Here is a 23,026-nt window from a genome sequence, read left to right on the forward strand (position 1 = left end):
CGCGCCGCCTGCGCGGCCTTCTGATGCACTGCACGTCCAAGCGACACGGCCTTCGGCCCTCCTACTCGTTCGGCCCTTCGCCACCAACCGGCTGCTACTACGGCCTCTGCTGACTTCTCGCTCCGGCTCAGCGCCGTCGCCCTTTCAGGCACGAGGCGAGATCTCCCCAGGTAAGAACGCACTCCTTCATCGCACAGCCGCCGCATTTACGCCGCTTCGCCCTGGTCACGAGAGCTTCGTGGTTCGTTGCCCGCTCGCCCTGCTCGGCAGCGCCTTCTATACGGTTCTTGTCCATCGGCTCGCGATTTACGCTCCACGCTTCCTCCCCACACCCGGTCGCCCTCATGCAGTTGCGCTTCGCTTCATTCGCCATGACCCGCTTATGGCGGGACTTGCACCCGCAGGAGATGGTATGGACGCCTCCCTCCCGAGTCGGGCCAGAGAGGCCGTAGGAAAAGCGGAGCCCTCGCTGTACCCGACGGCATCAGAGTGCCAAAGTGGTGGCGTCAACATGACCACCAAGGGTAAGGAGGGCTCGAAATGAAGACTATGACATTCGGCGTGGACTTGGCAAAGCGAGTGTTCCAGATTCATTGGGTTGATATGGAAACGGGTGAGGTCGGTCGGCGACAGGTGAAGCGGGATCAACTAGTGGCGTTCTTCGCCAATCGTGTTCCGGCGGTTATCGCCATGGAAGCCTGCGGCAGTGCGCACTACTGGGCTCGAGAGCTGGCGAACCTGGGACACGAAGTTCGGCTAATCGCGGCCCACTTCGTCAGACCTTTCGTGAAGCGCAATAAGACCGACGCTGCCGATGCACAAGCGATCTGGGAAGCTGCGCAACGCCCCGAAATGCGGTTCGTCGCGCTCAAGAGCGAGGCGCAGCAAAGCGTGCTGACGCTTCACCGTGTGCGTGAGCAGCTGGTCAAGGTGCGCACGAGCTTGGCAACGAGAGAATGAAGCCGCTAAGCGCCTCATGGGCATTCCCGGCGTCGGCCTGCTTAGCGCGACGGCGGCCGTGGCCACAATCGGCGATGTCCGCATGTTCCGCTCGGCACGGGAGTTTGCCGCATACCTCGGCCTGGTGCCGCGACAGAGCGGCACGGGCGGGCGGGTGAAGCTGCTAGGCATCAGCAAGCACGGCGATGTTTATATGCGCACCTTGCTGATTCACGGCGCGCGCTCCGTTCTCACGTGCAGCCGACATTTGAGCGAAACCCTGCAACGACTGCTGGCGCGACGACCGTTCAACGTAGCGGTGGTGGCACTGGCCAACAAAATCGCGCGCACGATTTGGGCACTGCTTGCCCACTATCGCGTGTACGACTCCGGCTATGTGGCACGAGCCGCGCAGAGGTTCAACTGACTCAAGGAGATGGATCGCCGATAGGTTGCGCAGGTTGATGTACGTGTGATGGCAAAACAGGTCCGACCGTGGGGAAGCAAGCCTGGATGGGCGCCGGTCCTTCGAGGACTCTCAGGAGATGAGGCCTTCCCCAGCGAATTCCATCAGGGCCAGCGGACCTCTGTCCGCACCGTAGGCCGGATATAAGTCTGCAGCCTGATCCTGTCCGCAGCACACGAATGTCACCTGGCAAACCGGGAGGCGTCCATATAAGTGCGCCCATGCTGGGCGCACAAAACAAAGCCCCGCAAATGCGGGGCTTTGTTCATTGGAGACGCGCTCGAATCAGGTGCCGCTGCCACCAGCATCCGCGCTGGTGATACGGTCGGCACCACCGTTATCGAGCCACTTCCGCACGCGCGTCGCGTCAGCAAACCGCGAGTACTTGCCTGACGAATCGAGCAGCACCATGACGACCGGCCGGTTATCGATCGTGGCCTGCATCACGAGACACTCCCCCGCTTCGTTAATGAAGCCGGTCTTTTGCAGACCGATATCCCAAGTCGGATTGCGCACCAGCGCATTCGTGCTTCGGTAGGCAAGCGTGCGCTTGCCGGTGAAGACGTCATAGCTCTCGTCGGTCGAGAACTTGCGGATCAGCGGATATTGATACGCCGCGTTGACCATCTTCACGAGATCACGTGCGCTCGACACGTTCTGGCTCGTCAAGCCGGTCGGGTTCTCGAAGTGCGTGTCGTTCATGCCGAGCTGCTTGGCCTTTGCGTTCATCGCTTGCAGGAAGGCCGGACGCCCCCCCGGGTAATAGCGCGACAACGCCGCGGCAGCGCGGTTTTCCGACGCCATCAAGGCGATATGCAGCATATCCTCGCGCGAAAGCGCCGAGCCGACCGACAGACGCGAGCCAGTATTCTTCTCATAGTCGCGGTCTTCGTCCGTGACTTCGACCTGATCGGTCAGCGGCAGCTTCGAATCCAGCACAACCATCGCGGTCATCAACTTCGTGATCGACGCGATCGGCACGACGGCTTGGGAGTTCTTGTCGAACAGGGATTCACCCGTGTTCTGGTCAACCACGTAGGCAACGCTGGAGCGCAACGCGAGGGCGTCAGGCGTGTCGTGCAGGCCGAACACTTGCCCTGCCGACGGCGGACGCGGCGCAAACGCCACTTTGTGCACCGCCGTGCGGTGACCGTGCGCGTTGATCATGTACGACACGCGCTTGCGTTTCGATTCGACTCGGGCTGGCGTCTGATCGTCCTGAGCCGACGCCGTTTTCGCGACTTTCGACGATTTTCGCGTGGTTTCCGCGGAGACCTTCTTCTTGTGCAACTTGGCCGGTTTCGACGGCGCGGCCGTCGCGGCGTCCGCAGACTCGGCGGATGCGGCCAGGGCATTGACCGGCGCGGCGAGCGCCGCGGCCATGAGCATCGACGTGGCGACCGACATCGCGGTGCTGAGCGCCACGCCTTGCATCACTTTGATCGACGAAAACATTTCGGTTTTCATTGGTGTTCTGAATAAAGCAGGCGAGAGTTTTCTCGCCAGTGTAGTAAAGCTACAAAAAATAAGCAATATTAAGCACTTATCGAGTGTCCTTAAACCGACTTATTAGAACCGATTGTAAAAAACCAATAAGTACCGCATAAGCAATCGAAAAAATCCATCGCCCGGGTGCACCAGCACCTGCCGGTACCGGCGCAGGCCTATCCTGACCTGTTTCGGTACGTAACCGACATCGGCTGCGCCTCACCGATATGACTAATCAGCATATCGGCAATGCCAACACGAACTTGAGCGGGGGAAAACACGGATCGCGCCGATGGTACAACGAACTGCTGGATTGCGAAGTCCGCCGAACGGCATCCCGTGCCAAAGATCAAGCGCCTGTTGCGATTCCTAGGACGCGCGCTTTCGACCGGGATGTTTTCTTAACGTTCAATGTCAATCTTCGGTTTACGCCCCAAATTCGCCCGCCACAATCGGATCTTCATCCGCCAAAGCTGCTCCATCGCAGGGCAGCATCGATGTCAAACGCGTGAAACAACCCATTCCGCATAGGGATAACGTATTGTTTTCTCGATAATTTCTCGGCATTGTGCGTCGCACAAAATATGCTTGACATTTGTGCATGCCATCCTAAAATGGGAACCATTGTTGCGACGCACAATGCATCGGCGCCGCCAGTGGTTCCCCCCCTTTTGTTTGGCTGTTAACCCATCGGTCCGCGCTAGACGGATCGAATTCCAGGAGCGTAAACATGACTCTGCTGACCCCTGAGCAATTTGCCGCGGCACAGAAAGCCAACCTCGAAGCCCTCTTCGGCCTCACGAACAAGGCGTTCGAAGGCGTTGAGAAGCTGGTTGAACTGAACCTGCAAGTCGTGAAATCGACGCTCGCGGAAAGCCAGGAAAATGCACAACGCGCGCTGTCGGTGAAAGACGCGCAAGAACTGCTCGCGCTGCAAGCCAGCCTGTCGCAACCGGTGGCTGAAAAGGTCCTGGCGTATGGCCGTCACCTGTATGAAATCGCCTCGGCCACGCAAGCCGAGTTCGCACGCGTTGCCGAAGCGCAATACGAAGAGCAGAACCGCAAGGTCCAGGCGCTCGTCGAGAACGTCGCGAAGAACGCACCGGCCGGTTCGGAAACCGCTGTCGCCGTGATGAAGTCGGCCATCACCGCCGCCAACACCACGTACGAAACGGTTCACAAGGCAACGAAGCAAGCCGTCGAAATCGCCGAAAGCAACTTCAACGCCGCCGCCACGGCTGCGACGAAGGCTGCTCAGCAAGCCGCTTCGCAAGCTTCGCGCGCTGCGAAGAAGCCGGCTGCTTAAATCTGCCAACGAGTTGCAAGTGAACGCCTGCGGCACGCGCCGCAAGCGTTCCTGCCCAGTATCGTAAGCAACAGTGCGGTTCAGCCAGCGCCGATAGCGCGGCGGGGTCGCCCAGAGCCCCGATACGGCAAGCAGCGTATCGTTATCCCGGCCTGTGAGCCGGGATTTTTTTCGCCTGGCGGTTTCTGTTCATCGCATTGCGATCGCAATTGCACTCGGATCGCCCGTGCCGAAAACGAAACGGCGCGCCCATCCCTGGGCGCGCCGTTTTCGTTCCGCTATCCAGCCAGCTGCGGATGCCGTGGCTTACTTCTTTCTCTGCGGCGGCAAGTCGATGCAGACGCCTTCGTACAACTCCGCCGCCATCCCGATCGATTCGCCGAGCGTCGGGTGCGGGTGAATCGTCTTGCCGATATCGGTTGCGTCCGCACCCATCTCGATCGCGAGGCACACTTCGCTGATCAGGTCGCCCGCATTCAGGCCGACAATGCCGCCGCCGATCACGCGATGCGTCTCCTCGTCGAAGATCAGCTTCGTGAAGCCCTCATCGCGACCATTGGCGATCGCGCGGCCCGACGCCGCCCACGGGAACACCGCCTTGCCGTACTTGATGCCTTCGGCCTTGCACTGCTCCTCGGTCTTGCCGGCCCAGGCGACTTCCGGATCGGTGTAGGCCACCGACGGAATCTGCATCGCATCGAAGTACGCCTTCTCGCCATGCGCGGCTTCCGCGGCGACGTGCGCTTCATGCACGGCCTTGTGCGCGAGCATCGGCTGACCGACGATATCGCCGATCGCGAAGATATGCGGCACGTTCGTGCGCATCTGCTTGTCGACTTCGATGAAGCCGCGGTCGGTCACGGCCACGCCTGCCTTCTCGGCGCCGATCTTCTTGCCGTTCGGGCTGCGGCCCACGGCCACCAGCACGAGGTCGTAGCGCTGCGGCTCGGCCGGCGCCTTCTCGCCCTCGAACGACACGTAGATGCCGTCCGGCTTCGCCTCGGCCGCGGTGGTCTTGGTCTTGAGCATGATGTTGGCGAAGTGCTTGCCGCTGTACTTCTGCCACACCTTCACGAGATCGCGGTCCGCGCCCAGCATCAGGCCGTCGAGCATTTCGACGACGTCGATCTGCGCGCCGAGCGTCGCATAGACCGTCGCCATTTCGAGGCCGATGATGCCGCCGCCGATCACGAGCATGCGCTGCGGAATCTGGCGCAGTTCGAGCGCGCCCGTCGAATCGACGACACGCGGATCTTCGGGAATGAACGGCAGCTTCACCGCTTGCGAGCCGGCCGCAATGATCGCCTGCTTGAACTTGACGACCTTCTTGCCGCCCTCGCCCTGCACTTCCATGTGATGCGGATCGAGGAACGAGCCCACGCCCGTCACCACCTCGACCTTGCGCGCCTTCGCCATGCCGGCGAGACCGCCGGTCAGCTTCTTGACGACGCCGGCCTTGAAGGCGCGCAGCTTATCGAGATCGACCTTCGGCTCGCCGAACGTGATGCCGTGTGCAGCCAAACCCTTGACCTCATCCATGAGGAGTGCTGTATGCAGCAACGCCTTCGACGGAATGCAACCGACGTTCAAGCAGACGCCGCCGAGCGTCGAATAGCGCTCGACGAGCACCGTCTTCATACCGAGATCGGCGGAGCGGAACGCAGCCGCGTAGCCGCCGGGGCCTGCGCCGAGCACGAGCACGTCGCATTCGATATCGGCCGAGCCGCCGAAGCTGCCGGCTTGAGGCGCTGGCGCGGCCGGCTCGGGAGCCGCCGGCGCAGGCGCTGCTGCGGCGGGCGCGGCAGCGGGCTTCGCGGGCGCAGCGGCTGCGCCGGCTTCGACGATGGCGACGACGGTGCCCTGAGAGACCTTGTCGCCGACTTTGATCTTGACTTCCTTGACGGTGCCGGCGGTATCGCTCGGCACTTCCATCGACGCCTTGTCCGACTCGAGGGTGAGGAGCGACTGCTCCTTCTCGATGACGTCACCGGGCTTGATGTTGACTTCGATGACATCGACATCCTTGAAATCGCCGATGTCCGGCACCTTCACTTCGACGAGACTCATTAACGTCCCCTTCTCTTATTGACCGCGTTGACTAGAAGCGCCGCGCAAAAACCATGGAACCCAGGACCACAAAGCTGGCGACGACAAAGGCAGAACCCCCTTTGCCGTCCGCCGAAGGACGCGCCTTGCTTTTGCCTACTTTTCTTTGGAAGACGCCCCGAAGGAAGTCCACTTGGTGGGCAAAGAAAAGTAGGTGCTGCCCCGCACAGGGGCAAAGCTTGCGGACCGACGTGAAATCAGGTTCCACGACGGACGTGGATCACCGAAACCCAAGAAACCCACGCCCCCGCGACGGCACTAATATCAAAGAATCACTCGCCGGAAATCGGCAAGCAGCCCGCCCAGATACGCATTGAAGCGCGCAGCTTCAGCCCCGTCGATAACGCGATGGTCATACGACAGCGACATCGGCAACGTGAGCTTGGGCACGAACTGCTTCCCATCCCACACCGGCTTCATCGCGCTACGCGACAACCCGAGAATCGCCACCTCCGGCGCATTGATGATCGGCGTGAAATGCGTGCCGCCAATGCCGCCGAGCGACGAAATCGAGAAGCAGCCGCCTTGCATCTGATCCGGCTTGAGCTTGCCGTCGCGCGCGAGCTTGGAAAGCTCGGTCATTTCCTTGGCGATCTCGATCAAGCCCTTCTTGTCCGCATCGCGGATCACGGGCACAACGAGACCATTCGGCGTATCGGCCGCAAAGCCGACGTGGTAGTACTGCTTGAAGACGAGGTTGTCGCCGTCGAGGCTCGCGTTGAAGGTCGGGAACTTCTTGAGCGCCGACACCACAGCCTTGATGACGAACGCGAGCATCGTGATCTTCACGCCCGCCTTCTCGTTTTCCTTGTTGAGCTGCACGCGCAGCGCTTCGAGCTCGGTGATGTCCGCTTCGTCGTTGTTCGTGACGTGCGGGATCATCACCCAGTTGCGATGCAGGTTCGCGCCGGAAATCTTCTTGATGCGCGAAAGCGGCTTCGGCTCGACGGGACCGAACTTCGTGAAGTCGACCTTCGGCCACGGCAGCAGGTTCAGCTCGCCGCCGCCCGCAGCTGGAGCCGCTGCCGCGGCAGCCGGCGCGCGCTGGCCCGTCATCACGCCCTTCACGAACGCGGTGACGTCCTCTTGCGTGATGCGGCCCTTCGGACCCGTGCCTTGCACCAGCGAAACATCGACGCCCAGCTCGCGCGCGAACTTGCGCACGGACGGCGACGCATGGCTCGGCTTGCGCTCGCCGCCGACGCCCGGCGGGATGACCGGCGCCTGCGCCAGCGCGGACGCCGGTGCGGCTGCGCGCTGCGGCGCGGCGGCCGGCTGCGGCTCGTCCATCGGATGCTCGACGTGCTTGGCCGGAGCCGGAGCCGGCGCTGCGGCAGCGCTCGCGCCTTCGGCTGCGAGCAGCACGATCACGGTGCCTTCGGACACCGCATCGCCCACCTTCACCTTGATCTCTTTGACGACACCCGAGGCCGGGCTCGGCACGTCCATCGTGGCCTTGTCGGATTCGAGCGTGACGAGCGACTGCTCCTTCTCGACGCGATCGCCGACCTTCACCGCGATCTCGATGACGGGCACATCCTTGTAGTCGCCGATATCCGGAACCTTCACTTCCTGCACGCCGCCACCGCTCGCCGCAGCGGCCGGCGCGGGAGCGGAAGCCGGCGCCGGTGCGCTCGGCGCAGCCGCCGCGCCATTGGCTTGCGCAGCAGCAGGCTTCGCAGCTTCCACCGCGGCGCCGCCTTCCAGCAGGATGATCAGCGTGCCTTCCGACACCGGATCGCCCTGCTTCACCTTGACTTCCTTGACCGTGCCGGCGGCCGGGCTCGGCACGTCCATCGTCGCCTTGTCGGATTCCAGCGTGACGAGGGACTGCTCTTTTTCGACGGTATCACCCGCCTTCACCAGCACCTCGATAACAGGGATGTCCTTGTAATCGCCGATGTCGGGTACTTTGACTTCGATCGCTTGACTCATTTGTTAGTGTCTCCTGGGCCGCACGCGCGCCTCCGCTTCATCGAAGGAAAGCGCGCATGCCGGCATCACGCGGACGATGCCTTAGACGGTCATCGGGTTGGGTTTGGCGGGATCGAGGTTGTACTTCGCAATCGCGTCGGCGACGATCTTGCGATCGATCGTGCCTTCGTCCGCGAGCGCGTTCAGTGCAGCGACCGTGACCCAGTAACGGTCGACCTCGAAGAAGTGACGCAGCCGCTCACGCGTATCCGAGCGGCCGAAGCCGTCGGTGCCGAGCACGACGAAGCGTTGCGGCACGTGGGCGCGGATCTGGTCCGCGAGCGCGCGCACGTAGTCGGTCGACGCGATCACGGGGCCCTTCGCATCCTTCAGCAGCTTCTCGACGTGCGATTGCTTGCGCGGCTCGGCCGGATGCAGCAGGTTCCAGCGATCGACCGCCTGGCCTTCGCGCGCGAGCTCGGTGAAGCTCGGCACGCTCCAGAGATCGGCGGCGACGCCCCAGTCGTTCTTCAGCAGGTCGGCGGCGGCGATCACTTCGTTGAAGATCGTGCCCGCGCCCATCAGCTGCACGCGCGGCGCCTTGGCGTCGGCGTCGGCCTTCTTGAACGAGTACATGCCCTTGATGATGTCGGCCGCCACGTGCTCGCCCTGCGGGATCGCCGGGTGCTCGTAGTTCTCGTTCATCACCGTGACGTAGTAATACACGTCCTCCTGCTCCTGCACCATGCGGCGCAGGCCGTCTTGCATGATCACAGCAAGTTCGTAGCCGAACGTCGGGTCGTAGCTCACGCAGTTCGGCACCGATGCCGCCCACAGCAGCGAGTGGCCGTCTTCGTGCTGCAGGCCTTCGCCGTTGAGCGTCGTGCGGCCCGCGGTGCCGCCCAGCAGGAAGCCGCGCGAGCGCATGTCGCCCGCGGCCCACGCCAGGTCGCCGATGCGCTGGAAGCCGAACATCGAGTAGAAGATGTAGAACGGAATCATGATCTCGCCGTGCGTCGAATACGACGTCGCGGCTGCGATCCAATCGCACATGCCGCCGGCTTCATTGATCCCTTCCTGCAGAATCTGGCCGGTTTCCGATTCTCTGTAGAACATCAGCTGGTCGGAATCTTCCGGCACGTACTTCTGGCCGTCCTGATTCCAGATGCCGATCTGACGGAAGAGGCCTTCCATGCCGAACGTACGCGACTCGTCCGGCACGATCGGCACGACGCGCTTGCCGAGCGCCTTGTCCTTCAGGAGGATGTTGAGGATCCGCACGAACGCCATCGTCGTCGAGATCTCGCGGCCTTCGCCCGTGCCCTTCAAGAGCGGCTCGAACGCATCCAGGCCCGGCACCGGCAGCGATTCCGCCTTCTCGCGGCGCGCCGGCAGATAGCCGCCCAGCTCCTGGCGGCGGGCGCGCATGTATTCGAGTTCCTTCGAGCCTTCCTCGAACTTGACGTACGGCACGTCGACGATGGCTTCGTCGGAGATCGGCAAGCGGAACTGGTCGCGGAATTTCTTCAACTGCTCGACCGGCAGCTTCTTCTGCTGGTGAGTGATGTTCATCGCCTGGCCGGATTCGCCCATGCCGTAGCCCTTGATCGTCTTCGCGAGGATCACGGTCGGCTGGCCCTTGGCCTCGGTCGCCGCCTTGAACGCCGCGTAGATCTTGTGCGGATCATGGCCGCCGCGGTTCAGGTCCCAGATGTCGTCGTCGGACCAGTCGGCGACGAGCGCCTTCAGCTCCGGCGAGTTGAAGAAGTGCTCGCGCACGTACGCGCCCGACTCCGACTTGTAGGTCTGGTATTCGCCGTCGACGACTTCCATCATCCGGCGCATCAGCACGCCCGATTTGTCGCGGGCGAAGAGCGCATCCCAGCGGCTGCCCCAGATCACCTTGATCACGTTCCAGCCGGCGCCACGGAACTCGCTTTCGAGCTCCTGGATGATCTTGCCGTTGCCGCGCACCGGGCCGTCGAGGCGCTGCAGGTTGCAGTTGATGACGAACACGAGGTTTTCCAGGCGCTCGCGGCCGGCCATGCCGATCGCGCCGAGCGATTCCGGCTCGTCCGTTTCGCCGTCGCCGAGGAACGCCCAGACCTTGCGGCCTTCCGTCTTCGCGATGCCGCGCGCCTGCAGGTACTTCATGAAGCGCGCCTGATAGATCGCCATGATCGGGCCGAGACCCATCGACACGGTCGGGAACTGCCAGAAGTCCGGCATCAGCCACGGGTGCGGATACGACGAAATGCCCTCGCCGCCCACTTCCTGGCGGAAGTTGTCGAGCTGCTTCTCGGTCAGGCGGCCGAGCAGGAACGCGCGCGAGTAGACGCCCGGCGACGAGTGGCCCTGCACGAACACGAGGTCGCCGCCGTGCCCGTTCTTGTCCTCGGACGGCGCGTGCCAGAAGTGATTGAAGCCGACGTCGTAGAGCGTGGCCGCCGACGCGAACGACGAGATGTGGCCGCCGACGTTCGTATGCTTGCCCGCGCGCACCACCATCGCGATGGCGTTCCAGCGCGTGTAGGAGCGGATGCGGTGTTCGATGTCCTGGTCGCCGGGGATGCGGGCCTGGCTCGCGACCGGGATCGTATTGATGTAGGGGGTGTTGGCCGAGAACGGGAGGTGTTCGCCGTGCACGCGGGCGAATTCGATTTGCTTCTCGATCAGGTAGTGCGCGCGGTCGGGCCCGACAGCAGAAATCACGCCATCGAGGGCTTCAAGCCACTCGCCCGTCTCCTGGGGATCGTCGTCTTTGTCGGCGGCGACATATTTCATCACTTCGTCGGGTACAGCGGACATTCTCGTCTCCTGATTTAGAGAATTCACTTCGAACACACGACGCGGGCCGGGACCGGCCGCGGCAGCTTTTGCGCGATTGTAATGAGCCGAACACCGCCAGCGCAACAAAATTTTCAAATTACGAGATCGATTCCCATAATACGAAATATTGCTGCGCTGCACATCGAATGAGCGCCAAAATCGCGGTTATGCGGGCCAAATTATCGAGATTAGCCCCGGTTCGCCGTCCTTTTACGCCATTTGCGCATGACACGCTGCGCTACAATGCGAGCCATGTTGACCGAACGGCTTTTCTCTCGCTCGGCGCGGCCGTCCCGCTCCCGGGCGGACGCCTCGCCGTCCCGCTGGCACCACGGACCATGGTGGTCGAACTCCTATTTGCTCACGCCGCTCCTGTCGATCCTGGTGTTCCTGGTCGTCATGAGCCTGATTCTCTGGAGCCTCAACCGGCGCGAGCAGCAGCAGCAGGAAGACACCTTATACCGCAACGTCGCCTGGGCCCAGCAGCAGATCCGCCTGTCGATGACGGGCGCACAGGAGCAGCTCCAGGCGCTCTCGCGCGACCTCGCCGCGGGCCACGCCGATCCCCATTCGTTCCTGGTGTCGACGACCGACATCATGCAGGGCCATCCGGAGATCCTCTACCTGAACTGGTACACCAACGAGGACGTGGCGCGCTGGCCGAACAATCCGCTGCCGATGCTCGGACAGCGCCTCGCGCGCCCCAACGACGCGCAGATGGAGGAAGCCGTCAAGGCGGCCTTCAACGAAGCGAGGAGCACGCGCCGCCAGGTCTACTCGCCGCTCATCTACGACGATCTCGGCAACGGCTATCTGACGCTGCAGACGCCGGTCTACCGCGACCGCGAGTTTCTCGGCACGGTCGCCGCGGTGTTCTCGATCGAAGGGATCCTGAAGCACGACATCCCGCCCGAGCTATCGGCGAAGTACAAGATCTCGATCACAGACGCCAACAACCGCGAGCTCGCCACCACCTCGACGCGCCCGCGCCTGCCGCGCGACGTCTACTACGACCTGCCGCTCGACCCGCCCGGCCACGGAGTGACGGTGCGCGTCTACTCGTTCCCGCAGATCACCAACTTCACGAACAACACGCTCGTCTGGCTCGTCGCCGGGCTGTCGTGCTTCGTGCTGTGGAGCCTGTGGAGCCTCTGGAAGCACACACGTCAGCGCTTCGAAGCGCAGCAGGCGCTCTACGCCGAGGCGTTCTTCCGGCGCGCGATGGAGAACTCCGTGCTGATCGGCATGCGCGTGCTCGACATGCACGGCCGCATCACTCACGTGAACCCGGCGTTCTGCCGCATGACGGGCTGGGACGAGAGCGATCTCGTCGGCAAGACCGCGCCCTTCCCTTACTGGCCGCGCGATTCGTATCCGGAGATGCAGCGCCAGCTCGACATGACGCTGCGCGGCAAGGCACCGTCGTCGGGGTTCGAGCTGCGCGTGCGGCGCAAGGACGGTTCGCTCTTTCACGCACGTCTCTACGTCTCGCCGCTCATCGACAGCTCCGGCCGCCAGACCGGCTGGATGTCGTCGATGACCGACATCACCGAGCCGAAGCGCGCGCGCGAAGAGCTCGCCGCCGCGCACGAGCGCTTCACGACCGTGCTCGAAAGCCTCGACGCGGCTGTTTCAGTGCTCGCCGCCGACGAAGCCGAGCTGCTGTTCGCGAACCGCTACTACCGCCACTTGTTCGGCATCCGACCCGACGGGCACCTCGAACTCGCGGGCGGCAGCTTCGACACGGCGCAGGCGTCGTCCGATTCGATCGACATGGTCGATGCCTACGCGGGCCTGCCCGCCGCCGCGCTCACCGAGAGCACCGCCGACGCGCGCGAGGTCTACATCCACGGCATCCAGAAGTGGTTCGAAGTGCGCCGACAGTACATCCAATGGGTCGACGGCCACCTCGCGCAGATGCAGATCGCGACCGACATCACCTCGCGCAAGCAGGCGCAGGAGCTCGCGCGCCAGCAGGAAGAGAAGCTCCAATTCACGAGCCGCCTGATGACGATGGGCGAGATGGCGTCGTCGCTCGCGCACGAGCTGAACCAGCCGCTCGCCGCGATCAACAACTATTGCTCGGGCACGGTCGCGCTCGTGAAGTCGGGCCGCTCGAACTCCGACAACCTGCTGCCCGTGCTCGAAAAGACCGCGCAGCAGGCCGTGCGCGCGGGCATGATCATCAAGCGCATCCGCGAGTTCGTGAAGCGCAGCGAGCCCAAGCGCCAGGCCGCGCGCGTCGCCGACATCGTCGCCGATGCGGTCGGCCTCGCCGAGATCGAAGCTCGCAAACGTAAGATCCGCATCATTACCGAGATGCGCTCGCGCCTGCCCGTCATCTACGTCGACCCGGTACTGATCGAACAGGTGCTCGTCAACCTGCTCAAGAATGCCGCCGAGGCGATGCACGAGGCGCGCCCGAACGCGGTCGATCCGGTGATCCGCGTCGTGGTGCGGATCGATGCCGGCTTCGTCTGCATCAGCGTCGTCGACCAGGGCCCAGGCGTCGACGAAGCCGCCACCGAGCGCCTCTTCGAGCCGTTCTACAGCACCAAGTCCGACGGCATGGGCATGGGGCTGAACATCTGCCGTTCCATCATCGAGTCGCACCGCGGCCGTCTGTGGGTGGTCAACAACGTCGAGGCTGACGGCCACATCACGGGCGCCACGTTCCACTGCAGTCTTCCCATTGGCGAGCCTCGCGACCTGAGCAACGGCGGGTCCGAGGCGCCGAGAACACAAACCGTTACGGGAGAGCTATGAATAGCCCAGTCACCACTCAAGAAACTGTCTTTGTCGTCGACGATGACGAGGCCGTGCGCGATTCGCTGCGCTGGCTCTTGGAGGCAAACGGCTATCGGGTGCAGTGCTTTTCGAGCGCCGAACAGTTCCTCGACGCCTACCAGCCCGCGCAGCAAGCCGCCCAGATCGCCTGCCTGATCCTCGACGTGCGGATGTCCGGCATGAGCGGCCTCGAGTTGCAGGAGCGCCTGATCGCGGAAAACGCGACGCTGCCGATCATCTTCGTGACGGGCCACGGCGACGTGCCGATGGCCGTGTCGACGATGAAAAAAGGCGCGATGGACTTTATCGAAAAACCGTTCGACGAGGCCGAATTGCGCAAGCTTGTCGAGCGGATGCTCGACAAGGCCCGCAGCGAGAGCAGCAGCGTCGCGCAGCAGCGCGCCGCCGCCGAGCGCCTGGGCAAGCTGACTGCGCGCGAGCATCAGGTGCTCGAGCGGATCATCGCGGGGCGCCTGAACAAGCAGATCGCGGACGATCTCGGCATCAGCATCAAGACCGTCGAGGCGCATCGCGCGAACATCATGGAAAAGCTCAACGTCAACACGGTCGCCGACCTGTTGCGGCTCGCGCTGTCGAACAAGCCGCAGCAAGCGCAGTAAGACCCGCAGCAAGACCGATTGCACGTTGCGCTCGCGCCCGGGGGGACTGCCGCTCCCTTTCCGGGCGCAATTGCATTTCCGCCTCCGCATCGCATTTCTGTTTTTTCTATTCGCTACACCACCATGACAGCCCAACTGATCGACGGCAACGCCCTCTCCAAGACCCTCCGCGCCGAAGTCGCGACGCGCGCCGCCGCGCTTGCCGCGCGCGGCCATCAACCGGGCCTCGCCGTCGTGCTGGTCGGCGACAATCCGGCCAGCGAAGTCTATGTGCGCAACAAGGTGAAGGCGTGCGAGGACAACGGCATCTTCTCGTCCTACGACCGCTATCCGGCGACGCTTTCCGAAGCCGACCTGCTGGCGCGCATCGACGAGCTGAACCGCGATCCGAAGATCCACGGCATCCTCGTGCAGCTGCCGCTGCCGAAACACATCGACAGCCACGAGGTGATCGAGGCGATCGCGCCGGAAAAGGACGTCGACGGTTTTCACGTCGCCAACGCGGGCGCGCTCTTGACCGGCAAGCCACTCTTTCGCCCCTGCACGCCGTACGGCGTGATGAAGATGTTCGAGGCGTACGGCATCGACCTGAAGGGTGCGAACGCCGTCGTGATCGGCCGCTCGAACATCGTCGGCAAGCCGATGGCGCTCCTGCTGCTCGAAGCGGGCGCAACGGTCACGATCTGCCACAGCAAGACGCGCGACATCGCCGCGCACACGCGCAACGCCGATGTGGTCGTCGCCGCGACGGGCCTGCGCAATATCGTCACCGCCGAGATGGTGAAGCCGGGCGCGGCCGTGATCGACGTCGGCATGAATCGCGACGAAGCCGGCAAGCTCTGCGGCGATGTCGACTTCGCGGGCGTGAAGGAAGTCTCGGGCTTCATTACGCCGGTGCCGGGCGGCGTCGGTCCGATGACGATCACGATGCTGCTCGTGAACACGATCGAGGCGGCGGAGCGCGCGGCGGGCCTCTCCGCGTAAGCGCTCGCGGGAGCCGGGCCTATGCCGTTCGGCCGGCTTATCGGGCCGTGTCATACGGCCCGATAATCGGCGCGGTAGAAAGTATCGATTGGAATTGGCCCGCCCTGCCCCAATAATGACGATGTCGGGCGCGCGGCGCCCTCGTCATCCAGCCAGACAGGAAGCTCCATGTCATCCAACACCCTCCCGCAGCAAGACAATCCCCTCCTCGATTTCTCCGACCTGCCGCGCTTCGGCGAGATCCGGCCCGCGCATGTGACGCCCGCGCTCGATGTGCTGCTCGCCGCCGCGCAGGCTGCGGTCGACCGCGCGAGCGCGCCGGATACGCCCGCGAGCTGGGCCGATATCGTCGAGCCGGTCGAGCAGGCGACCGAGCCGCTGTCGCGCGCGTGGGGCATCACGGGCCACCTGAACGCGGTCGCCGATACGCCCGAGCTGCGCGCCGCGTACGGCGAGAACCTGCAGCGCGTGACCGAGTTCTGGTCGAGCGTCGGGCAGAATCTCGCGCTCTACGAGAAATACAAGGCGATCGCCGCGAGCGCCGAGTTCGCGACGCTCACCGCCGAGCGCAAGAAGATCCTCGAAAACGCGCTGCGCGATTTCCGCCTCTCGGGCGCCGAGCTGCCGGAAGACCAGAAGCCGCGCTTCGCCGAATTGCAGGAGCAGCAGGCCGCCCTCTCCAAGGCGTTCTCCGATCACGTGCTCGACGCGACCAACGCCTACGCCTACATCGCAACCACCGAAGCCGAGCTCGCCGGCCTGCCCGACGACGTCGTCGAAGCCGCGCGCGAGGCTGCGCAGCGCGACGGCAAGGCAGGCTGGAAATTCACGCTGCACTTCCCGTCCTACTTCCCGGTGATGCAGTACGCAGAGAATCGCGCGATGCGCGAGGCGATGTACCGCGCTTACGTGACGCGCGCCTCGGAGCTGGGCGCGCTCTACGGCAACGGCAATGCCGACTGGGACAACACCGCGAATCTCGCCGAGCAGTTGAAGCTGCGCCGCGAAGAAGCGCAGATGCTCGGCTACCGGAACTTCGGCGAAGTCTCGCTCGCGCCGAAGATGGCCGAATCGCCGGCGCAGGTCGTCGCATTCCTCGAAGACCTTGCCACGCGCGCGCGCCCGTACGGTGAGCAGGACTGGAAGGAGCTGCGCGAGTTCGCGGCCGCGGAGTTCGGCATGGCCGAGATGCAGCCGTGGGATGTCGCGTTCGCCGGCGAGCGCCTGCGCCAGAAGCGCTATTCGTTCTCCGAGAACGAGGTCAAGCAATACTTCCCCGAAGACGCCGTGCTCAAGGGCCTGTTCAAGGTCACGGAGACGCTCTTCGGCGTCGGCATCCGCCGCGACGAAGCTGCCACGTGGCATCCCGACGTGCGCTTCTTCCGTGTCGAGAACAAGGACGGCTCCCTCGTCGCGCAGTTCTATCTCGACCTGTACGCGCGCGAAGGCAAGCGCGGCGGCGCGTGGATGGACGACGCCCGCTCGCGCCACAAGCGCACCCAGGGCGGCGTGCAGACGCCGGTCGCCTACCTGACCTGCAACTTCTCCGCGCCCGTCGGCGGCAAGCCCGCCTGCTTCACGCACGACGAAGTCATCACGCTCTTCCACGAGTTCGGCCACGGCCTGCATCACATGCTCACGCGCGTCGATGAACTCGGCGTTTCGGGCATCAACGGCGTCGAATGGGATGCAGTCGAATTGCCGTCGCAGTTCATGGAGAACTTTTGCTGGGAGTGGGACGTGCTGACCGACATGTCCTCGCATGTCGAGACCGGCGCGACGCTGCCGCGCGCGCTCTTCGACAAGATGCTTGCCGCGAAGAACTTCCAGAGCGGCCTCGGCACGCTACGGCAGATCGTGTTCTCGATGTTCGACATGATCCTGCACGTCGATTTCGATCCGGCCGCGCAGAAGAGCGCGAACGATCTCGCGCGCGAGATCAACGCGCGCTTCCACGTCATTCCGCAGGCGTCGTTCTCGCGCTGGCCGAACACGTTCAGCCATATCTTCGCGGGCGGCTATGCGGCGGGCTATTACAGCTACAAGTGGGCGGAAGTGCTGTCCGCCGACGCGTACGCCGCGTTCGAAGAAGCCGCCAAGGCGGCAAACGGAAGCGTGCTCGATGCGGCGACCGGCACGCGCTACCGCCACGAGATTCTCGAAGTGGGCGGCAGCCGGCCCGCGATGGAATCGTTCAAGGCGTTCCGCGGACGCGAGCCGCAGATCGATGCGCTGCTGCGTCACAGCGGGATGTCGGCCACGACGGCGCACTGAACGCGCGCGGCCTGTTCACGTTGACGGGTTGCGCGCCGCGCATTTTTTCGAAGCGAGAATGAACCGGCGACCGCACGCCACGTGCAGTCGCCGGTTTTCTTTTTGCTGATTTCCACCGATTCGCGTCGCGGCCCGCCGCTCAGCGATACAGCTTGAAGTCGACCTCCGCGGGCCGGCCTTCGAGCGACAGCGAAGCGCGCGCCGCGGGCGAACGCGCGATCACCTTGCCGCGCCTCACCACTGCCAGACGCGCCGCGCGCAAGCGGATCGCCTCGATCGGATCGCGCGCATCGAGCACCACGCAGTCGGCATGGCAGCCAGGCGCAATCCCATACCCTTCGAGACCGAGGATCTTCGCGGCGTTGACCGTCACGGCGTCGAACGACGCGCGCATCGCGTCGACGCCCGTCATCTGCGCGACGTGCAGCCCCATATGCGCGACCTCGAGCATGTCGCCCGAGCCGAGGCTGTACCACGGGTCCATCACGCAATCGTGCCCGAAGGCGACGTTGATGCCCGCCGCCAGCATCTCCGGCACACGCGTCATGCCGCGCCGCTTCGGATAGGTATCCGAGCGGCCCTGCAGCGTGATGTTGATGAGCGGATTCGCAATCGCCGCGACGCCCGCCTCACGCATCAGCGGCAGCAGCTTGCTCACGTAGTAGTTGTCCATCGAATGCATCGACGTGAGGTGCGAGCCGGCGACGCGTCCCTGCATCCCGAGCCGGTGCGTTTGCGCGACGAGCGTTTCGATGTGGCGCGACATGGGATCGTCTGACTCGTCGCAATGCATGTCGACGTAAAGGCCCTTCTCCGCCGCGAATTCGCACAAGATCCGCACGGACTCCGCGCCATCCGCCATCGTCCTCTCGAAGTGCGGGATGCCGCCGACGACGTCGACACCCATGTCGATCGCGCGCTTCAGGTTATCGAATCCCCCAAGGGGACTTCCTCCGGGGCGCGCGCCCGCGCTGCGCAGCAGGCCGTCTTGCGGGAACGCGACCAGTTGCAGGTCAAGATAGGGCGCCACGCGCCGCTTCACCTCGAGGAGCGCCTCGACGGCAAGCAGGCGCGCATCGCAGACATCGACATGCGAGCGGATCGCGAGCAGCCCGCGCGCAACGGCCCAGTCGCAGTACTGCAGCGCGCGTTCGACGAGCGCTTCCTGCGTGAGATGCGGCTTGAGCTCGCCCCAGAGCGCGATGCCTTCGAGCAGCGTGCCCGACGCGTTCACGCGCGGCAATCCGTAGGACAGCGTCGCGTCCATGTGGAAGTGGGCATCGACGAACGGCGGCGCGACCAGCAGGCCGGCCGCGTCGATTTCCTCGCGCGCGGCGGCCGCAAGGCGCGGCTCGACCGCGACGATGCGCTCGCCGTCGATGCCGATATCGACCGGCTCGTCGCGATGCGATTGATGTGTCGTGAGTACGGCGCGGCGAATGATCAGGTCCATCAAAGGCTCCTTTGTCGACCGGAGTTAGCGCTTTAGCGTGTCGGTCGGAGTTGGTGCTTCAGCACTTACTCCGGCCCCATGCAGAGCCTTACTTCGGTCCCATGCAAAGCTGTCGCTCGTGAGTTCGGGTTCGGGTTCGGGTTCGGGTTCGGGTTCGGGTTCGGGTTCGGGTTCGGGTTCGGGTTCGGGTTCGGGTTCGGGTTCGGGTTCGGGTTCGATTCTATCGATCCGAAATCGGCTGTGGTCCATCCTCGAACAACTCGAACTGCCCATGCCGCGCGGGATCGTCCTCTTCGATACGCACGCCGACGCCCAGCAGCCGCACCGGCTGATTGCGCCGCGCCAAGCCCTTTTCGAGCAGCGCGAGCAAGGTCGGCACGTGAGTCGCGTCGCCGACGCATTCGACCGTCGTGCGCTGGAAATCCGCAAAGCGGATCTTCACGTACAGCTTGCGCACGGCCGACGCGACGCCCGCGCGGACGATCCGCTCGTCGAGCTCTTCGGTCAGGCGCCGGATTTCCGCCGCGCATTCGTCGAACGTCTTCAAGTCCGTCACATAGGTCGTCTCGACGCTCACCGACTTGCGCTCCTGGTCGGCCTGCACCGCGCGATGGTCGATGCCGCGCGCGAGCTCGTGGAGCCGCTGACCGAACGCGCCGAAGTGACGATGCAAATCGACGAGCGCCCATGCGCGCAGCTCGAGACACGTCGTGATGCCGAGTTTTTCGAGCTTCGCCGCCGTCACCTTGCCGACGCCGTGGATCTTGCGCACCGGCAGCGCCGCAACGAAAGCGTCGACTTCATGCGGACGCACGACGAAGAGCCCATCGGGCTTGTTCCAGTCGGAAGCGATCTTGGCGACGAACTTGTTCGGCGCGATGCCCGCCGACACGGTCACGCCAACCGTCTCGCGCACCCGCTCGCGAATCTCCGAGGCCATCAGCGTCGCGCTGCCCTTGCAGCGCTCGGAACCGGTCACGTCGAGATAGGCCTCGTCGAGTGACAGCGGCTCGACATCGGGCGTGTAGTCGCGATAGATCGCCATGATCTGCCGCGAGGCGATCCGATACTTTTCCATCGCAGGCCGCAGGATCAGCAGCTCGGGACACTTGCGCATCGCGAGCGCCGACGACATCGCCGAATGCACGCCGTAGCGCCGCGCCTCGTAGTTGCAGGTCGCGATGACGCCGCGCGCCTCGGGCCGCCCGCCGACCGCGAGCGGCCGGCCGCGCAACGACGGATCGTCGCGCATCTCCACCGACGCGTAGAAGCAGTCGCAATCGCAATGGATGATCTTGCGCACGAACGCGTCCTTCGCGCCGGAAGGCGGCAGCGCGGACGGGATGGAGTGCGGATCGAGCGGGTTCAAAGTGGCACCACTGTACAAAAATACAGTGGTGATTTCAAGCCGGGCGGCCCGTGCGCGCAAGCGCGTCCGCACCGGCGAAACGACCGCCATGTGTATCGCGGCAAACACTGCCGCGCCCCTTATGCTATCGCCGATCCTACCGGGCGCGCGTTGCGCGACGCAGGCGTGGAGCGCGTCGGCCTGCTCGGCACGCGCTATACCATGGAGCAGACGTTCTACACGGGCCGGCTACGGGAGCAGTACCTCCTCGACACGCTGGTGCCGGACGAAGCGGGCCGCGACGACGTGCATCGCATCATCTACGACGAGCTGTGCCACGGCATCGTCAGAGAGGAGTCCCGTGCAACCTACCAGCGCATGATCGACGATCTCGCCGCGCGCGGCGCTCAAGCCGTGATTCCCGGCTGCACGGAAATCACCCTTCTCATCAAGCCGGAGGAGGCATCGCTGCCGGTGTTCGATACCACATCGCTGCATGCGCAGGCGGCGGTCGAATGGGCTGCGCACGATTGAGCAAGAACCATCTGCGGTAACGAGACCGAAGAAGGCCACCGCCCAGAAAGCACAAAGCCCGCTCAAGGCGGGCTTTGTGCTGAAGGCTTGGTTGCGGGGGTAGGATTTGAACCTACGACCTTCGGGTTATGAGCCCGACGAGCTGCCAGACTGCTCCACCCCGCGTCAGAGGAAGCGAATTGTACGGACTTGCCTGCGTCACGTCAAACAAAAGCTTCGATAATTTTCATCGCCCCTTCGATCCCCTTCACACGAGCATCGAACGAAGCGATCGCATGCCGCATCGATCGCTTCGCTCTTTGCACGCCACTACCAATCGTCAGAACAACGCCACGGCCTTTTGAATGGCGATATACAAGCCCGTGGCGAAGGGAATGCCGACCGCGAGCCAGGCCAGCACGCTGCCAACGCCGAACTTGCCGCGCGCCGCCGTCTCCGCGTTGCCGCTCGTGCGGTCCTCATGCAGCAATGCGCGTTCGTGTGCGAGCTCCTCCTCAGTCATCCAGTACTTCTTGTCGACCGGCTTGACGAACAAGTTGCACAGGAAACCAACGGCCAGCAACACAGCCATGATGTAGAGCGTAACGTCGTAGATGAGGTTGTGCGCGACGCCGTGATCGATCTGGAACTGCCGAATGCCGGCGATCAGCGTAGGCCCGACCACGCCGGCCACCGACCACGCAGTGATCAGCCGCCCATGAATGGCCCCCACCATTTGCGGACCGAAGATGTCGGCGAGATACGCGGGCACGGTCGAGAAACCGCCGCCGTACATGCTCATGATGATGCAGATCGAAGCCACGAACAGGGCCGGCTGCAACAAATGCCCCCACGTCGGCAGCAAGCCGTAGAGCGCGATGCCAAGCACGAAGATCGTGAAGTACATCGTCTTGCGGCCGATCTTGTCGGAGAGCGACGCCCAGAAGATCCGTCCAAGCGAGTTGAACAGGCTGATGAGCCCGACGAGCCCCGCCGCCGACGCCACCAGTGCGGCCTTTTGTGCAGCGCTCATCGCGGTGCCCGCCTCGAGCCCGAGCAGCTTCGGCCCGAACACTTCTTGCAGCATCGGGCTCGCCATCGCGATCACGGCAATGCCTGCCGTCACGTTCAGGCACAGCACGCCCCAGATCAGCCAGAACTGCGGGGTTCTCCACGCCTTGTTCAAATGGACGTTCTGCCGCGTGATCATGCCCTTCGCGCTGTCGTTGGCGGGCGGCGTCCAGCCGCGCGGATACCAGCCGCTCGGCGCCACGCGAAAACCGAATGCGCCGGCTGTCATGGCGATGAAGTAGATCACGCCCATCGCGACGAGCGTCTGGCTCACGCCGGCGATGCCGTCGTGTCCGAAATGCCCCATCAGCCACACCGCGAGCGGCGCGCCGACCATCGCGCCGCCGCCGTATCCCATGATCGCGAAGCCGGTCGCCATGCCGCGCCGGTCGGGAAACCATTTGATCAGCGTGGAGACCGGTGTGATGTAGCCGATCCCCTGCCCTATGCCGCCGACGAACGCGGCTACATACATCAGCCAGAGCTGATGAATCGACACCCCAAAGCCCATCAGGATCAGGCCGCCGCCCCAGCAGCATGCGGCGACGAAGCCCGCCTTGCGCGGCCCCGCATGCTCGAGCCAGCGCCCCCAGATGGCGGCCGAAATGCCGAGCATCGCGATGAAGATTTCGAAGATGTGCGTGACGGCGAGCACGGACCAATTGCAGCTCGCCGAAAACAGCTCGGCGCTGAAGCCCTGCGCCGAGCAGGCCGCGGCATCGGCATTCGGAACCAGCTTGGTCATCGGCAGCCAGAACACCGAGAAGCCGTACGACATGCCGATGCACAGGTGAATGGCCAGCGCGGCCGGCGGCGCGAGCCACCGGTTGTAATGCGCGCCGGCAACCGTGCGTTCCCGCGAGAGCACGCCGCCCGGCACGCCCGCGGGCGCCGCGCCCCGGCCTAGTTGGGTATGGTCCATAAATTC

The 23,026-nt window shown here is 64.0% G+C and carries 13 protein-coding genes, 1 tRNA gene and 1 pseudogene; 7 read left to right on the plus strand and 8 right to left on the minus strand.

Annotated elements, in window-relative coordinates:
• The first annotated feature begins 540 nt into the window (after positions 1–540).
• Positions 541–1,366 (plus strand): annotated as a pseudogene (locus FAZ69_RS18560) (IS110 family RNA-guided transposase).
• A 324-nt stretch (positions 1,367–1,690) separates the two neighbouring features.
• On the opposite strand, the gene pbpG reads toward FAZ69_RS18560, so the two are convergent.
• Complete coding sequence (pbpG, locus tag FAZ69_RS18565) at positions 1,691–2,872, minus strand: D-alanyl-D-alanine endopeptidase (protein WP_136896555.1); 1,182 nt, start codon at positions 2,870–2,872, stop codon at positions 1,691–1,693.
• Positions 2,873–3,623: 751 nt separating this feature from the next.
• On the opposite strand from pbpG, the gene FAZ69_RS18570 reads away from it, so the two are divergent.
• Positions 3,624–4,199 carry a phasin family protein gene (locus FAZ69_RS18570; RefSeq protein WP_136896556.1) on the plus strand — a complete coding sequence of 192 codons (576 nt, stop codon included), beginning with the start codon at positions 3,624–3,626 and terminating at the stop codon, positions 4,197–4,199.
• Between the two features lie 306 nt (positions 4,200–4,505).
• Here the strand turns inward: FAZ69_RS18570 and lpdA are convergent, their stop codons facing one another.
• The 3 genes from lpdA to aceE all read right to left on the minus strand — a co-directional run bounded on the left by lpdA (position 4,506) and on the right by aceE (position 11,027).
• Complete coding sequence (gene lpdA, locus FAZ69_RS18575) at positions 4,506–6,266, minus strand: dihydrolipoyl dehydrogenase (protein WP_136896557.1); 1,761 nt, start codon at positions 6,264–6,266, stop codon at positions 4,506–4,508.
• Between the two features lie 303 nt (positions 6,267–6,569).
• Positions 6,570–8,240 (minus strand): dihydrolipoyllysine-residue acetyltransferase, encoded by a 1,671-nt coding sequence (aceF, locus tag FAZ69_RS18580; RefSeq protein WP_136896558.1) that lies wholly within the window; start codon positions 8,238–8,240, stop codon positions 6,570–6,572.
• 81 nt (positions 8,241–8,321) lie between these two features.
• On the minus strand, positions 8,322–11,027 hold the full coding sequence (gene aceE, locus FAZ69_RS18585) for a pyruvate dehydrogenase (acetyl-transferring), homodimeric type (RefSeq protein ID WP_136896559.1): 2,706 nt from the start codon (positions 11,025–11,027) through the stop codon (positions 8,322–8,324).
• 273 nt (positions 11,028–11,300) lie between these two features.
• Between aceE and fixL the strand changes: the two genes are divergently transcribed.
• From fixL to FAZ69_RS18605, 4 genes are all read left to right on the plus strand, one after another.
• Positions 11,301–13,814 (plus strand): oxygen sensor histidine kinase FixL, encoded by a 2,514-nt coding sequence (gene fixL / locus FAZ69_RS18590; protein WP_136896560.1) that lies wholly within the window; start codon positions 11,301–11,303, stop codon positions 13,812–13,814.
• Positions 13,811–14,455 carry an oxygen response regulator transcription factor FixJ gene (fixJ, locus tag FAZ69_RS18595; protein ID WP_136896561.1) on the plus strand — a complete coding sequence of 215 codons (645 nt, stop codon included), beginning with the start codon at positions 13,811–13,813 and terminating at the stop codon, positions 14,453–14,455. Before fixL ends, fixJ begins: the two co-directional genes overlap by 4 nt.
• A gap of 123 nt (positions 14,456–14,578) precedes the next feature.
• On the plus strand, positions 14,579–15,439 hold the full coding sequence (gene folD / locus FAZ69_RS18600) for a bifunctional methylenetetrahydrofolate dehydrogenase/methenyltetrahydrofolate cyclohydrolase FolD (RefSeq protein ID WP_136896562.1): 861 nt from the start codon (positions 14,579–14,581) through the stop codon (positions 15,437–15,439).
• A 168-nt stretch (positions 15,440–15,607) separates the two neighbouring features.
• Positions 15,608–17,713 (plus strand): M3 family metallopeptidase, encoded by a 2,106-nt coding sequence (locus FAZ69_RS18605; RefSeq protein ID WP_136896563.1) that lies wholly within the window; start codon positions 15,608–15,610, stop codon positions 17,711–17,713.
• 139 nt (positions 17,714–17,852) lie between these two features.
• Here FAZ69_RS18605 and FAZ69_RS18610 read toward each other — a convergent pair whose 3' ends face one another.
• Positions 17,853–19,166: an amidohydrolase family protein gene (locus FAZ69_RS18610; protein WP_136896564.1), complete on the minus strand. Its 1,314-nt coding sequence runs from the start codon at positions 19,164–19,166 to the stop codon at positions 17,853–17,855.
• Between the two features lie 220 nt (positions 19,167–19,386).
• Positions 19,387–20,469: a DNA polymerase IV gene (dinB, locus tag FAZ69_RS18615; RefSeq protein WP_439654778.1), complete on the minus strand. Its 1,083-nt coding sequence runs from the start codon at positions 20,467–20,469 to the stop codon at positions 19,387–19,389.
• Between dinB and FAZ69_RS34000 the strand changes: the two genes are divergently transcribed.
• A complete protein-coding gene (locus tag FAZ69_RS34000; protein ID WP_240702326.1) occupies positions 20,452–21,048 on the plus strand; it encodes an aspartate/glutamate racemase family protein in 597 nt (198 codons plus the stop codon). The two genes, dinB and FAZ69_RS34000, sit on opposite strands and share 18 nt — an antisense overlap.
• A gap of 88 nt (positions 21,049–21,136) precedes the next feature.
• Here FAZ69_RS34000 and FAZ69_RS18625 read toward each other — a convergent pair.
• Together FAZ69_RS18625 and FAZ69_RS18630 are read right to left on the minus strand one after the other, a co-directional pair.
• A tRNA-Met gene (locus FAZ69_RS18625) sits at positions 21,137–21,213 on the minus strand.
• A 154-nt stretch (positions 21,214–21,367) separates the two neighbouring features.
• Complete coding sequence (locus FAZ69_RS18630; RefSeq protein WP_136896565.1) at positions 21,368–23,020, minus strand: OFA family MFS transporter; 1,653 nt, start codon at positions 23,018–23,020, stop codon at positions 21,368–21,370.
• Positions 23,021–23,026: the final 6 nt, after the last annotated feature.

Origin of the sequence: Trinickia terrae, from assembly GCF_005144415.1 — a bacterium.
Classification (GTDB): Bacteria; Pseudomonadota; Gammaproteobacteria; order Burkholderiales; family Burkholderiaceae; genus Trinickia_A; species Trinickia_A terrae.

Coding starts and splice junctions, on each gene's coding strand:
- pbpG (WP_136896555.1), bottom strand. CDS start 2,872: ATGAAAACCGAAATGTTTTCGTCGATCAAAGTGATGCAAGGCGTGGCG.
- FAZ69_RS18570 (WP_136896556.1), top strand. CDS start 3,624: ATGACTCTGCTGACCCCTGAGCAATTTGCCGCGGCACAGAAAGCCAAC.
- lpdA (WP_136896557.1), bottom strand. CDS start 6,266: ATGAGTCTCGTCGAAGTGAAGGTGCCGGACATCGGCGATTTCAAGGAT.
- aceF (WP_136896558.1), bottom strand. CDS start 8,240: ATGAGTCAAGCGATCGAAGTCAAAGTACCCGACATCGGCGATTACAAG.
- aceE (WP_136896559.1), bottom strand. CDS start 11,027: ATGTCCGCTGTACCCGACGAAGTGATGAAATATGTCGCCGCCGACAAA.
- fixL (WP_136896560.1), top strand. CDS start 11,301: ATGTTGACCGAACGGCTTTTCTCTCGCTCGGCGCGGCCGTCCCGCTCC.
- fixJ (WP_136896561.1), top strand. CDS start 13,811: ATGAATAGCCCAGTCACCACTCAAGAAACTGTCTTTGTCGTCGACGAT.
- folD (WP_136896562.1), top strand. CDS start 14,579: ATGACAGCCCAACTGATCGACGGCAACGCCCTCTCCAAGACCCTCCGC.
- FAZ69_RS18605 (WP_136896563.1), top strand. CDS start 15,608: ATGTCATCCAACACCCTCCCGCAGCAAGACAATCCCCTCCTCGATTTC.
- FAZ69_RS18610 (WP_136896564.1), bottom strand. CDS start 19,166: ATGGACCTGATCATTCGCCGCGCCGTACTCACGACACATCAATCGCAT.
- FAZ69_RS34000 (WP_240702326.1), top strand. CDS start 20,452: ATGGATGATCTTGCGCACGAACGCGTCCTTCGCGCCGGAAGGCGGCAG.
- FAZ69_RS18630 (WP_136896565.1), bottom strand. CDS start 23,020: ATGGACCATACCCAACTAGGCCGGGGCGCGGCGCCCGCGGGCGTGCCG.